Consider the following 12,981-nt stretch of genomic DNA (forward strand, 5'->3'; position numbering starts at 1 on the left):
AACTTGCGGCGACGTGGATAGTCGGCGCCATCACAGAACGACTGGCGAGCCGGGTCAAGGGGTTGACTGCCCACTTCTGTGTCTTGTTATTAGCCAGGAGGCCTCAGCCTGCCGCCTTATCGGGCATTGCGCGCTGCGGTTGCGACAAAACGTCTTTGGTGCAATGCATGAAATCCTCGGGGGCTGACGGCAAGCCGACATCGCAACGGACCGAAACCCGCCTGGTGACCGCCGGGCGCGACCGCGATGCGCAAAAGGGTTTTGTCAATCCGGCCGTGTTCCACGGCTCGACCGTGCTCTATCCGACCGCGGAGGATCTGCACGCGCATCGCGCCGAATACACTTATGGGCGCCACGGCTCGCCGACCACGCGCGCGTTGCAGGACGTGATGATGGCGCTCGAGGGCCCGCAATGTGCGGGCGTCGGCATCGCACCCTCCGGCCTTGCCGCAATCTCGACCACGCTGCTGTCGGTGACGAAAGCCGGCGACCATATCCTCGTTTGCGACAACGTCTATCGTCCCTCGCGCAATTTCTGCAACGGCGTGCTCGCCCGCTATGGCGTGGAGACCACCTATTTCGATCCGCAGATCGGCGCCGCGATCGAAAAGCTGTTCAAGCCGAACACCAAGGCGGTGCTGGTCGAGGCGCCGGGCTCGCAAACCTTCGAGATGCCCGACATCCCTGCCATCGCCGAAGTCGCGCATGCGCGCGGTGCGCTCGTGATCGACGACAACACCTGGGCGACGCCGCTGTTTCACCGCTCGCTCGAGCTCGGCGTCGACATCAGCATGCAGGCCGCCACCAAATATATCGGCGGCCACTCCGACATCATGTTCGGAACCATCTCGGCCAACGCGAAGGCCTGGCCGATGGTCGCCGAGACGATCCGCCTGCTCGGCGTCTGCGCCGGACCGGACGACGTCTTTCTCGCGCTCCGCGGCACCCGCACGCTGGCGGTGCGCCTCGCGCAGCATCATCGATCGGGACTGGAGATGGCGCGCTGGCTCGCCGCGCGGCCGGAAGTGGCGCGGGTGCTGCATCCCGGGCTTGAGAGCGATCCGGGGCATGCGATCTGGAAGCGCGATTTCACCGGCGCCTCCGGCCTGTTCAGCATCGTGCTCGAGCCGGTTCCGCAGAAGGCCGTCGATGCCCTGCTCGATACAGTGACGCTGTTCGGCATGGGGTTTTCCTGGGGCGGCTTCGAGAGCCTGATCATCCCCTTCGACTGCGAGGGCTACCGCACGGCGACCAAGTGGTCGCCGGGCGGGCCGGCGCTGCGGCTGCATATCGGGCTCGAAAATGTCGACGACCTCAAGGCCGATCTCGACCGCGGTTTCGCCGCACTGAAGGCCGCGCAGTAGCGACGGCCGACGACAAATTTCATTAACCACCATGGCGCCATTGCGGCGCCTGCGCCGCGAGTGCGCATCGCGGCCGCTTTGTCCCGTGGAAATACGTGCCCGTCACGGCATTTTGTTCGATCGCAAAGTGATTGAATAACCATCCGTTCACCATGGCGACGATCTCCGCCGCCCGCGTTCCGCCACGCAAGCGCCCATATACCTTTGACGCTTAGTCCTCGATCTCGGGATGGGATGAGAGGCCGCCGTGGGGCTCATGGCTTTGCGGCGTGAGAGCGAACAGTAACGCGTATGAACACCGCACGTATCGTCGTCCTGACCATCGCGCTGGGTGCCGGCGGCGTCGCCGCCTATCTCGCACGGAGCACGGACGACCACGCGCAGGCTCCCGCCCAGCCCGTCGCGCAACTGCCTACCGTCGAGGTGCTCGTCGCCAAGAACGAGATCGGCCTCGGCCAGTCGGTCAAGCCCGACGATCTGCAATGGCAGACCTGGCCGGCCGGAACCGCCAGCGGCAACTTCATCAAGCGCAGCGACCGCGCCGAGGCCACCAAGGAGATCGCCGGCATGATCGCGCGGGCTCCCTTCATCGCGGGCGAACCGATCCGCGAACCGAAGCTGGTCAAGGCCAACGGCTCCGGCTTCATGGCGGCGATCCTGCCGACCGGCATGCGCGCCATCTCGACTGAAATTTCCGCGGAGACCGGTGCCGGCGGCTTCATCCTGCCCAATGACCGCGTCGACGTGATCCTGACCCGCCGCGAAAAGGCCGCCGACAAGGGCGGGCCAGACATCGTCAATTCCGAGATCATCCTTCCCAACGTGCGCGTGCTGGCCATCGACCAGGCGCCGAAGGAGAAAGAGGGCCAGAACGCCCTGGTCGGTCGCACGGTGACCCTGGAACTGAAGCCCGAACAGGCCGAGACGCTCGCCCGCGCGCGCCAAAGCGGCACGCTGTCGCTGGCGCTGCGCTCCATCACCGACGTCAACATGGCCGATAATTCATCGGAAGAAGACGCAGCCCCGAAGAAGGGCGCCAGCATCAACGTCGTGCGCTACGGCGTGCAGAGCTCGATGACGACACAGAAGTGACCAGTACAATGCTCAATGACAAAAGCGGTGACAATCCGATGCGAAGCTCCCGGCTTCGCATGATCTCGCTCTCGGCGGTCGCCGCGCTGGCGCTCTCCCCGGCCCTCTGGCCGGCCAGCGCCGCAGAAACGAGCTCGACGCAGGCGCCCGCCGGCCCGCCGGCCGTGAGCCCAATCGTCGGTGAGCAGACCCCGGCGGTCACCGGCTCGATCGGCCCGGTCAAGACCCGTTTCCTTGCGCTCGGCGTCGGCAAATCGGTGGTGATCGATCTGCCGCGCGAAGCCAAGGACGTGCTGGTCGCCGATCCCAAGGTCGCCAACGCCGTGATCCGCTCGTCGCAGCGCGCCTACATCATCGGTGCCGCGGTCGGTCAGACCAACGTTGTGTTCTTCGATGCCGACGGCAACCAGATCACCTCCTATGACATTGCCATCAAGCGCGACCTCAACGGCATCCGCGCCGCACTGCGTAGCGTTCCCGGCGTCCAGATCGAGGGCATCGGCGACGGCGTGATCCTCACCGGCTCGGTGTCGAGCCCGATCGAGGCGCAGCAGGCCGGCGACATCGCAACCAAGCTGGTCGGCAGCGCCGACAAGGTCGTCAACTCCATCGTGGTGCGCGGCCGCGACCAAGTGATGCTGAAGGTGCATGTCGCCGAAGTCCGGCGCGACATCGTCAAGCAGATGGGCGTCGATATGAGCGCCAGCATGAACTACGGCACCGCGGTCGTGAACTTCAACAACCAGAACCCGTTCACCGCGTTCGGCCGCCCGCTCGTCGCGCAGAACGGTTTCCAGGCCAGCGATATCCTGAAGGGCGTGCCGCAGGTGCAGGCCACCATGCGCGCGATGGAAAGCGCCGGCGTGGTGCGCACGCTGGCCGAGCCGAATCTGACGGCGATCTCGGGCGAATCGGCGACCTTCATCGCCGGCGGCGAGTTCCCGATTCCCGCCGGCTACTCCTGCGATCCCGTCACGCGCGTCTGCACCACGCAGATCATGTACAAGAAGTTCGGCATCTCCCTGAACTTCACACCCGTCGTGATGACGGAGGGCCGGATCAGCCTGCGGGTGATGACCGAGGTCTCCGAGCTCTCCAATGACAATGCGATCACGCTGAACCAGCAGGGAAGCTCGCTGACCGTTCCCTCGATCCGCACCCGCCGCGCCGACTCTACGCTGGAAATTCCCTCCGGCGGCTCGATGGCGATGGCCGGCCTGATCCAGCAGCAGACCAAGCAGGCGGTCAACGGCCTGCCCGGCCTCGATCAGTTGCCCATTCTCGGCGGCCTGTTCCGCAGCCAGGATTTCGTCAACAACGAGACCGAGTTGATGGTGCTGGTGACGCCCTATGTCGTGCGGGCCGTTGCCCAGAAAGACCTGTCGCGGCCGGATGACGGTTTTGCGCCGGCCAACGACTCGCAATCGACGCTGCTGGCGCGCATCAACCGGATCTACGGCGTTGCCGCCCGCGTCGAGACCGGCGCCGGCCATCCCGGCTATTTCGGATTCATCATCGACTAGGCGGCATCGCGGGGACGGGGAATGACGATCACATCGGCAACACGAAAATATCGCAGACTGCGCGCGACCCTCGCCCTCGCCGCTCTATCCGCCGCGCTCGGCGGATGCTGGTCGAACGGCGAGACCATCACCGCGAGCGTGCCCAACGACTACCGCCAGCGGCATCCGATCTCGGTGCAGGAAGCCAATCACTCCATCGTCGTGTTCGTCGGCGCCGGCCGCGGCGGCCTGTCCGGCCCGCAGCGCGCCGACGTCCTCGGCTTCGGCCAGACCTGGGTCCGCGAAGGCACCGGCAGCGTCGTCGTCGACGTCCCCGTCAACACGCCGAATGCGCGCGCCGCCGCCTCCGCCGCGCGTGAAATCCGCCACGCCCTGTCCGCAGCCGGCGTGCCGTCCGAAGCCATTCGCGTCAATCGCTATTCGCCCGACGACCCCGAGCGGTTCGCGACGATTCGCCTGAGCTACCCGAAGATATCCGCGACGGCCGGCCCTTGCGGCTTGTGGCCGGCCGATCTCGGCCCGTCGATCGACAACCCCGGCTACAACGAGAACAAGCAATATTACAATTTCGGCTGCGCCACCCAGCGCAACCTCGCCGCCATGGTGGACAACCCCGCCGACCTCGAGCAGCCGCGGCCGGAGAGCCCCGCCTACACGATGCGGCGCACGACCTCGTTCGACAAGTATCGCAAGGGTGTCTCGACCACGACGATCTACCCCGAATCCGACAAGGCCAAACTGAGCGACACGGGCAAATGATGAACCGCTCCAAGCAAAAACCGGCAGACGCGGATCTGCCGCCTCCGCCGCCGGACAGCTCCGACTACATTTCCCCGGCGCCGCGCGTGTCGGTCCAGATGTTCTGCGTCGCCGAAGCAACCGCCGTTACCTCGCGCGCCGCGGCCGAAGACCGCCGCCTCGCCAAGGCTCACCTGTCCGTCCACATGGGCGGCATCGCGGCCGCGATCGAGGCCTATCACAAGGCGCCGACGCCGAACGTCATTGTCCTCGAGACCGAGGGCCACAGCGACATCCTCGCCGGCCTCGATGAGCTTGCCAGCGTCTGCGATCCAGGCACGCGGGTGATCGTGATCGGCACCGCCGCCGACATCACGCCCTATCGCGAGCTGGTGCGCCGCGGGGTCAACGATTACGTCATCGGACCCGTCGAGGTGCTCGACGTGGTACGCTCGATCTGCAGCCTGTTCTCGGCCTCCGAGGCCGTCACGGTCGGCCGCATGATCGCCGTGGTCGGCGCCAAGGGCGGCGTCGGCGCCTCCACCGTCGCCCACAATATCGCCTGGCACATCGCCCGCGACGTCGCGCTCGACTCCGTCGTCATCGACCTCGACCTCGCTTTCGGCACCGCCAGCCTCGACTACAACCAGGATCCGGTGCAAGGCATCGCCAACGCCGTGTTCTCGCCGGACCGGCTCGACAGCTCCTTCATGGAGCGCCTGCTCGCCAAATGCACCGACAATCTCAGCCTGCTGGCGGCGCCCGCGGCGCTCGACCAGGTTTATGATTTCGGGGCGGACGCCTTCGACTCCATCTTCGACACGCTGCGCATGACCACGCCCTGCATCGTGCTCGACGTGCCGCACCAGTGGACCGCCTGGACGCGGCGGGCCCTGGTCGGCGCCGACGACATCCTGATCGTCGCCGAGCCGGATCTCGCCAACATGCGCAACGCCAAGAACATGATGAACATGCTGAAGTCGGCGCGGCCGAACGACCGTCCGCCGCTCTACTGCATCAACCAGGTCGGCATGCACAAGCGCCCGGAGATCGAGCTGCGCGCCTTTGCGAAGACGGTGGAGTCCCAGCCGATCGCCACCGTCCCGTTCGATTCGAAGACCTTCGGCACCGCCGCCAACAACGGCCAGATGATCGCGGAGATTTCGGCCAATCACCGCGCCGCAAAGATGTTCCAGCAAATGGCGCGGCGCCTGACCGGCCGCAGCGAGCCGAAGAAGGACTCGTTCCTCTCGCCGATCATCAAAAAGCTGCGGCGCGCATCCTGACGCGCCGCCGGCAGCATCGAATCGGATCAGTCGTTGCGTTTGGAAGAGGCGACGGGCATTTTCTCGCCGCCGCTGGCATGCTTCCGCGCCAGCACCTGCTTCAGCGCGGCGAAGTTGGCAGCCCCTTGGTCCGGCGGCAGGTCGGCCTTCGCGATGACCTCCGCCTCGTTCATCCGGCCCTGCAGACCCAGCACCAACGCGCGGTTGGCGCGGATACGCGGATCGGAGCTTGCCAGGCTGTAGGCACGCCGTAACGTTTCGTCGGCCTTCGCCAGATCCTTCGAGAGCACATAGGAAAGTCCGAGATTGCACAGCACGCTGGGCTCGTCGGGCACGATCTTCAATGCGCTCGTGTAATACTGCCGCGCTTCCTCGAAGCGGCCGAGCTGGTCCAGCGTCGCGCCCTGTGCCGACAGGATGCTCCAGTCGGGGTCTTCCGGCTTATGGGCCCGCCCCAGCACGTCGAAGGCCTGCTGGAAATTGCCATTGTCGGCGAGCGCACGACCGTAGCCCGCAAGCAGCGCCTGGTTACCGGGATTGGCCATCGAGGCCTGTTCCAGAACGGCGACGGCCTGCGCCTTCTGTCCGATGGCGCGCAGCGCCTTGCCGTATTTCAGCGCGGCCTCGCTGTCCTTGGGATTGGCCCTGAATCGCTCGCGATAGGCGTCGAGGTCGCGCCGCGGATCGGATGACTTGGCCTCGGCCTTCTCGCCGAGCGATCCCGTGATGTCGGATGGGCCCGAGGTCTGGCAGCCCCACAGCCCAACGGCCAGGATCACACAGGCAGCGGCAGGCGCCAGGCGCCAGGCCAGGCCGGGCTGTCGGGGGAAATTTGCGGACATCTACTCGCGGACTCATCGGGCGACGGTCCGCGGATGCTCACAGCTTAAGCCTAACGTTGGGTTAAGTTCCCGCGCCGGGCGGCCACGGGAGGTCCGCCCTTCAGGCTCGATCCATGAATTCGGCGCCGAATTCGCAGCCGATCCGCCAGCGCAGGCGGCACTGCCGCGGCCGGCCGGTGGCCAGGATGATGGTGAATTCGGGCGGGATCTCCGGGTAGTCGGCGATCACCTTGACGCCGCCGTCGGAAATGTCGGTGATTTGACAGTCGCGCGGCAAGGCGCCGGTCCCGAACTGGATTTTCGCGAACCTGTTGCAGACAACCCGTTCGCTCTTCCGCCGATTGACGAACATTCCGATCCCCGCCTCGCTGGTGATGCATTCAAAGAGGCTAAAGCTATAGCGGTCATGTGTTGGAATCCGCCTATCGGAACCGGTGGCAATTTAGCGTTTTTCCGCGCGGCCCCGTTTACGATTCCTCAGCGGTCCAGCGTCTGCGAGCCGGTGCCGCGGTTCTTCCATATCAGCATGATGTTCCTGATGTAGATGATCGTGGCGAGGGCCTGTCCGATGATGATGACGGGCTCGCGCTTGACGATGCCATAGACCAGCGTCATCAGCCCGCCGCCCATCGAGCAGAACCAGAACGCCATCGGCACCACGCTGTTGCCGGCCCGCTCGCTTGCGATCCATTGCACCAGGAATCGCGCGGTGAAGAACAGCTGCGCTACCAGACCGAACGCCAGCCAGAAATCGAACTTGGCGACGAAGACGTCATAAAGATAATCGCCGAGCGCCTGCCCGTACTGGATGAGCATCACTTCACCTCGCTGGCAACGGGTGTCGGCTTCTTGCGGCGGATCAGCCACCACACGCCGCCGAGGTCCATGATCCCGATCCAGAGCCGGTCGAAGAAGCCGTAATTCGATACGCCGGAATGACGCGGACGGTCGACCACGTCGACATAGGCGATCTCATAGCCCTCGCGCCGCACCAGCGCCGGCAGAAACCGGTGCAGTCCGTCGAAATAAGGCATCGCCAGGAACACGTCGCGCGGAAACGCCTTCAGCCCGCAGCCGGTGTCGCGCGTGCCATCCTTCAGGATGGCGTTGCGCACGGTGTTGGCGATGCGCGACTGCAGCTTCTTGAAGCCGGTGTCCTTGCGGCCGACCCGCTGCCCTGCGGCGAGGCCGATGCGGCCATTGCCTTTCTCGACAGCCGCGATCAGGTCCGGCAGAAATGCGGGGTTGTTCTGGCCGTCGCCGTCGAGCGTCGCCACGATCGCGCCGCGCGCCGCGCGCACGCCGCTGCGCACCGCGGCCGACTGGCCACCCGATGCGGCGTGCCTGATCTGGCGAAGCTGGACATAGCGTTTCTTCAGCTCGGTGAGCTTCTCGCCAGTCTTATCGGTCGAGCCGTCGTTGACATAGACGATCTCGTAGGCCCAGCGTCCGTTCAGCGCCGCCGCAATTTCCGATATCAGCGGTGCGAGATTGTCCTCCTCGTTGCGTACGGGCACGACGATGGAGACGGCAACCGTGGCTGTTTCGGGAGAAGGCAATTCTGCGCTCTTGGCTGGTTGGGCGGCCGGAACCTGAGCAGGCGGCCAGCAGCCGCTTTTATGGACCCGGCGCGCCCCGAGCAACCCTTTTGAGACGCTCCAGGGAAGGCCCGGGCAGCGCCACCACGGTGCCGTCGCGCTCGATGGCAAAGCCGAGCCGGCGCGCCGCGAACCAGTAGCGCACGATCATGGCGCCGATCACGCCGACCAGTGCGCCGGCGACCACGTCGCTCGGGTGATGCGCGAGCAGCACCAGCCGCGTCGCGCAGATGATCAGCGCGTAAGCGAGCATGAACCAGCGCGTCTGCGGCCACAGCGCCGATACTGCAAAGGCCAGCGCGAACGCCGTGTTGGCGTGTCCGGACGGAAAGCTGGCAAAGGCCTCGCTGTCGGCGAAATGCGAAAAGTTGAAGGGATTGGCCTCGCCGCCGACGAACGGCCTGCCCCGTCCGACCGCCCATTTCAGCACCTCGCCGACGAGAGCCGGCGTCACCACCGCGCAGAGCAGGAATTGCAGCCGCGTGCCGAGCCCGAGCAGCAGCGAGCGCGCGGTGCCCCGCGCGGCGGCGGAGGCAATCAGCACGAGCGCCATCAGGCCGAACAGCGTCCAGCCCACGTAAAGCGTCTTGCCGAAATCGGTGAGGATGCGCACCCACCACAGGCTGGGCGTGCCGCGCGGCGGCATCAGGCGGATTTCGGTCGCATCGAACAGGTACATCAACGCAATGATCGCAGCGCCGAGGCCTGCAATCAGCCACAGCGCGTGCCTTGCGGCGGCACGGCCAGCCTCGGCGCGGCGCGAATGCGAGGGCGAACGAACGAGCTGGGCGAACGAGGCGACCAGGGTGCCGAAGAAGCGCCCGAGATAATGCGGCGACGCCGCCCGCTTCGCAGCCATTTCTATTCCGTACCTTCGGAGCGGAAGATCGAGATCGAGATCGCCTTGCCTTGCGAGAAATTGAAGCCGTCGATCCGGGTCATCACGTTGTAGCGCAGCCCGATCGCCTCGGCGCGCGCCACGAAATAGCGTTCCGAGCGCGATTCCACCAGCGCGAAGCGGCAGGTGCCTTGCCCGAGGAAGTCGGCCGCGCGCGAACCGTCCGTCAGCAGCGTGGTCGTATCGGTCATGAACACCAGGCTCGGCTCGTGGAAGCCGGCCGCAGCGATCTTCGGTCCGACGCATTTCACATTGCGCAGCGCCCGGGCGATTTCCGGACTCGGGAACAGCCGCGTCAATGCCGGCGCTACCGCGCCATAAGTGGCAAAGGAGAGAAACAGCGCGGCGACCACCGCATTGAGCAGCGAGCGCTCGGCATGGCCGTCGTCATACAGCCACCAGGCGATGAGGCCGAAAATCAGCGCCGCCGCCACGAACGGCCAGGCAAAGAACACCGGATGGCGCGTCAGCGTGATGGCGCCGACGATGGCCAGCACCGAGCCGCCGGCCGGCACCACGAACCACCAGGCGGTGCCGCGGATCACCCAGGCCGCGCGCGACAGCACGCGCCGCTCCATCGCGCCCACCGCCAGGATCGCGATCGCCGGATACAGCGGCAGCACGTAATGCGGCAGCTTGGTCAGCACCAGCTCGAACACGATCCAGGATGGAATCAGCCAGGCCAATAGATATTGCGCGCCGGGCTCGCGCCGCGCGCGCCACACCGCAGGCGCGGCAAGGCCTGCGAGCACCGCGCCCGGCCAGAACGTCACCCAGAACAGCAAGAGATACACGCCGGGCGGCGCGCCATGCGATTCCTGCCCGACGAACTTCGCCAACATGTCGCCGCCGACCGAGTCGGTGAAGAAGGTTTGCCCGGCGCGAAGGAAGATCGCCGCGAACCACGGCAGCACCAGCACCAGGGTCCACATCAGGCCCCAGACCGGCCGCAGCCGCCACAGCCAACCGACATTACGGTCGAGAATGCCGAGCATCAGGATGGTGAGCCCGACGAACATCAGGATCAGCGGTCCCTTGAGCAGGATTCCGCCGGCGAGCGCCGTCCAGAAAATCGCAGGTGCACCCCATGGCGGACGCGCGGGGTCCTCGCCGCGCTGCCAGGAGAGATAGACGCGCGCCATCGCGCCCATGGCGGCAATGACGGTGAGCAGCAGCATGGCGTCGGTCTTGGCGAGCCGCGCCTCGACGCTGAGCAGCACCGACGAACACATGATCAGCGCGGCCAGGATCGCGCCTCGCCGCGTGGCGAAGGCAAGCGCCGTCCAGTAGGTCAGCAGCACCGCGCCGGTGGCGCCGATCAACGAGGGAATCCGGTAGATCCAGATGCGCGCCTGCGGCCGCGGCAGCCCGAGTGCGGCGGCCGTTTCGACTGCGGCCGCCTGCATCCAGTAGATGCCGACCGGTTTCTTGTAGCGGACGTCATCCTGGAAGCGGATGTCGACGAAGTCGCCGCTTTCGACCATCTGCTTGGTGGCCTGCGCAAAGCGCGCCTCGTCGCGGTCGATCGGCGGGATGGTGAAGAAGCCCGGCAGGTAGAACAGCATGCAGCAGAGCAGCAGGAATGCCACCGCGCGGCCGTGGCTGCCGGCGACGAAGTCGACAACGAGCGCAAGCCGGCCGCCCGGATTCACCCGGTTCTTCGGCTCGCGCGGTTCGCCAAATCGGGGGCGGGCATAGGTCTCGACCATCGGTTCCGCATACGCTGAAACCGCCGTTCCTACAACCGCTTAGGGTGCATCTACTGAATTCTGATCACAACTGTGTCCGCCGCGCCCGTGGCGTCGATCACGGTCAAGCGCGCAAAGCCCGGCCCGGGCGGCTCGACCAGCCTCTGCCGGCGGCTGTCGATCTCGCCGGCGGAGGCGCCGTTGACCAGCACGGTCATCGGTAACACCCCACCCGCGACTTTCACCGGCATCGCCGCATTCTGCCCGTCACCGGAGCGATCGACGTCAATGCGAGAACCATTGAGCGGGAACTGGATGCGGGGCGCCAGATCGCTGCCGGCGCGCACCAGTTCGCCCATCGGGCGGAACCGGCGCAGCGGCGGCGGCAGCTTTGCGTTGCCGGCAACCAGCGCGGCTCTTGGCGCCTTCGCCAGCGGCGCCGGGACCTTGCCGGTGCGGGCGAAGGCGTCGAACAGAATGGGAGCAGCCGCCGCGCGCCCGATCAGCCCGGGAACCGGCGCGCCATCGGGCCGGCCGACCCAGACACCGAGGGTCATTTTGCCGTCGAAGCCGACCGACCAGGCGTCGCGGTAGCCGTAGCTGGTGCCGGTCTTGAAGGCGATGCGGTTATGCGTGCCGTTCTCCGGTGGCGGCGTGCCGAGCAGGACGTTGCCGACCTGCCAGGCCGCGGCCTGGTCCATCAGCCGCATCGGCTCGCGCCCGTCGCGGAACATGGCGATCTCGCGCAGCGGCTTGGTGGTGCCGAGCCGCGCCAGGCCGGCATAGAGCTGCGCCAGATCCTGCAGGGTGACGCCGACGCCACCGAGACCCATCGCCAGCCCCGGCGCTTCGTTCTTCGGCAGCACCAGCGACGCGCCGGCCTGTTTCAGCCGCGACGACAGCCGGCTCGAGCCGACGCGGTCGAGCAGCGCGATCGCGGGCACGTTCAGCGACAGCTGCAGCGCCCGGCGCACCGGCACCGTGCCCTGGAACGTCATGTCGAAGTTTTCCGGCGCATAGGAGCCGAAGCGAATCGGCCGGTCGTCGATCAGGCTTTCGGGATGCACAAAGCCATCTTCGAAGGCGAGGCCGTAGATGAAGGGTTTCAGCGTCGAGCCCGGCGAGCGAACTGCCCGCGTCATGTCGACCTGCCCTGCCCTCCGCTCGTCGAAATAATCCGCCGAGCCGACATGGGCGAGCACGTCGCCGCTCGCGTTGTCGACCGCGATGATGCCGACGGAAATCTCAGGTCCGAGCGCTAGCGCGCGGTCGCGCGCCAGCGCCTCCAGCACCCTCTGCAAGTTGGCATCGAGCGTTAGCCGAATCACCGGCGCGTCCTTGATCGTCGCGATCGCCTGGTCGGAGGAGTGCGGCGCCAGCATGGGCATCGGCTTGCGCAGCTTCGGCACGACGGTCGCCTTGGCCTGCGCGGCGTCGTCGCCGGCGACGATGCCCTCTTCCACCATGCGGGTGAGTACCTTGTCGCGCGCGGCGCGGGCGGCACCGGGATGGCGGTCAAGACGGCGGATTTCCGGCGACTGCGGCAGCGCCACCAGGAGCGCGGCTTCAGCCAGCGTCAGCCGCTTGGGCTCCTTGCCGAAATACGCGATGGAGGCGGCGCGGATGCCCTCGAGATTGCCGCCGAACGGCGCCAGCGCGAGATAGAGGTTGAGGATCTCGTCCTTGCTGAGCTGCCGCTCCAGCTCCACCGCGCGCACCATCTGGCGCAGCTTGGCGTAGACCGAGCGCTCCCGTCGCGGCTCGATCAGCCGCGCGAGCTGCATGGTGATGGTCGAGCCGCCGGAAACGATACGGCCGCTGGCGACGAGCTGGAGTGCCGCCCGCGTCAGCGCCAGCGGATCGACGCCGGCATGGGAATGGAACCGCTTGTCCTCGAACGCGAGCAGCAGCTTGAGGTAGGTCGGGTCGACATCGCGCTTCGCATCGACCGG

General features: G+C 66.5%; 12 protein-coding genes. 5 read left to right on the forward strand and 7 right to left on the reverse strand.

Features of this window, described 5'->3' with window-relative positions; genetic code table 11:
* Positions 1–167 precede the first annotated feature (167 nt).
* The 5 genes from metC to ACT4OC_RS09960 all read left to right on the forward strand — a co-directional run bounded on the left by metC (position 168) and on the right by ACT4OC_RS09960 (position 6,003).
* The gene (gene metC / locus ACT4OC_RS09940) at positions 168–1,364 is read left to right on the forward strand and encodes a cystathionine beta-lyase (RefSeq protein ID WP_444838807.1); all 1,197 of its coding nucleotides are present in this window, start codon (positions 168–170) and stop codon (positions 1,362–1,364) included.
* A gap of 291 nt (positions 1,365–1,655) precedes the next feature.
* Complete coding sequence (gene cpaB / locus ACT4OC_RS09945) at positions 1,656–2,456, forward strand: Flp pilus assembly protein CpaB (protein WP_444838808.1); 801 nt, start codon at positions 1,656–1,658, stop codon at positions 2,454–2,456.
* Between the two features lie 38 nt (positions 2,457–2,494).
* Positions 2,495–3,979, forward strand: coding sequence for a type II and III secretion system protein family protein (locus ACT4OC_RS09950; protein ID WP_444838809.1), 1,485 nt, complete (start codon positions 2,495–2,497; stop codon positions 3,977–3,979).
* A gap of 21 nt (positions 3,980–4,000) precedes the next feature.
* Positions 4,001–4,738 carry a CpaD family pilus assembly protein gene (locus tag ACT4OC_RS09955; protein WP_444838810.1) on the forward strand — a complete coding sequence of 246 codons (738 nt, stop codon included), beginning with the start codon at positions 4,001–4,003 and terminating at the stop codon, positions 4,736–4,738.
* A complete protein-coding gene (locus ACT4OC_RS09960) occupies positions 4,735–6,003 on the forward strand; it encodes an AAA family ATPase (protein WP_444838811.1) in 1,269 nt (422 codons plus the stop codon). The genes ACT4OC_RS09955 and ACT4OC_RS09960 overlap by 4 nt, the downstream gene beginning before the upstream one ends.
* A gap of 26 nt (positions 6,004–6,029) precedes the next feature.
* Here ACT4OC_RS09960 and ACT4OC_RS09965 read toward each other — a convergent pair whose 3' ends face one another.
* The 7 genes from ACT4OC_RS09965 to pbpC all read right to left on the reverse strand — a co-directional run.
* Positions 6,030–6,845 carry a tetratricopeptide repeat protein gene (locus ACT4OC_RS09965; protein WP_444838812.1) on the reverse strand — a complete coding sequence of 272 codons (816 nt, stop codon included), beginning with the start codon at positions 6,843–6,845 and terminating at the stop codon, positions 6,030–6,032.
* A gap of 100 nt (positions 6,846–6,945) precedes the next feature.
* Positions 6,946–7,197 (reverse strand): PilZ domain-containing protein, encoded by a 252-nt coding sequence (locus tag ACT4OC_RS09970; protein ID WP_444838813.1) that lies wholly within the window; start codon positions 7,195–7,197, stop codon positions 6,946–6,948.
* A 125-nt stretch (positions 7,198–7,322) separates the two neighbouring features.
* The gene (locus tag ACT4OC_RS09975) at positions 7,323–7,661 is read right to left on the reverse strand and encodes a lipid-A-disaccharide synthase N-terminal domain-containing protein (RefSeq protein ID WP_444838814.1); all 339 of its coding nucleotides are present in this window, start codon (positions 7,659–7,661) and stop codon (positions 7,323–7,325) included.
* On the reverse strand, positions 7,661–8,404 hold the full coding sequence (locus tag ACT4OC_RS09980; protein WP_444838815.1) for a glycosyltransferase family 2 protein: 744 nt from the start codon (positions 8,402–8,404) through the stop codon (positions 7,661–7,663). Before ACT4OC_RS09980 ends, ACT4OC_RS09975 begins: the two co-directional genes overlap by 1 nt.
* A 58-nt stretch (positions 8,405–8,462) precedes the next feature.
* Entirely contained in the window at positions 8,463–9,302 is an 840-nt protein-coding gene (locus tag ACT4OC_RS09985; RefSeq protein ID WP_444838816.1) for a phosphatase PAP2 family protein, read from the reverse strand.
* A gap of 2 nt (positions 9,303–9,304) precedes the next feature.
* The gene (locus ACT4OC_RS09990; RefSeq protein ID WP_444838817.1) at positions 9,305–11,050 is read right to left on the reverse strand and encodes an ArnT family glycosyltransferase; all 1,746 of its coding nucleotides are present in this window, start codon (positions 11,048–11,050) and stop codon (positions 9,305–9,307) included.
* A 50-nt stretch (positions 11,051–11,100) separates the two neighbouring features.
* Positions 11,101–12,981 (reverse strand): penicillin-binding protein 1C (pbpC, locus tag ACT4OC_RS09995; RefSeq protein ID WP_444838818.1); only part of this gene is annotated, 1,881 nt, incomplete at its 5' end.

It is taken from the genome of Bradyrhizobium sp. (genome assembly GCF_052389815.1).
In the GTDB taxonomy this organism is placed as follows: Bacteria; Pseudomonadota; Alphaproteobacteria; order Rhizobiales; family Xanthobacteraceae; genus Bradyrhizobium.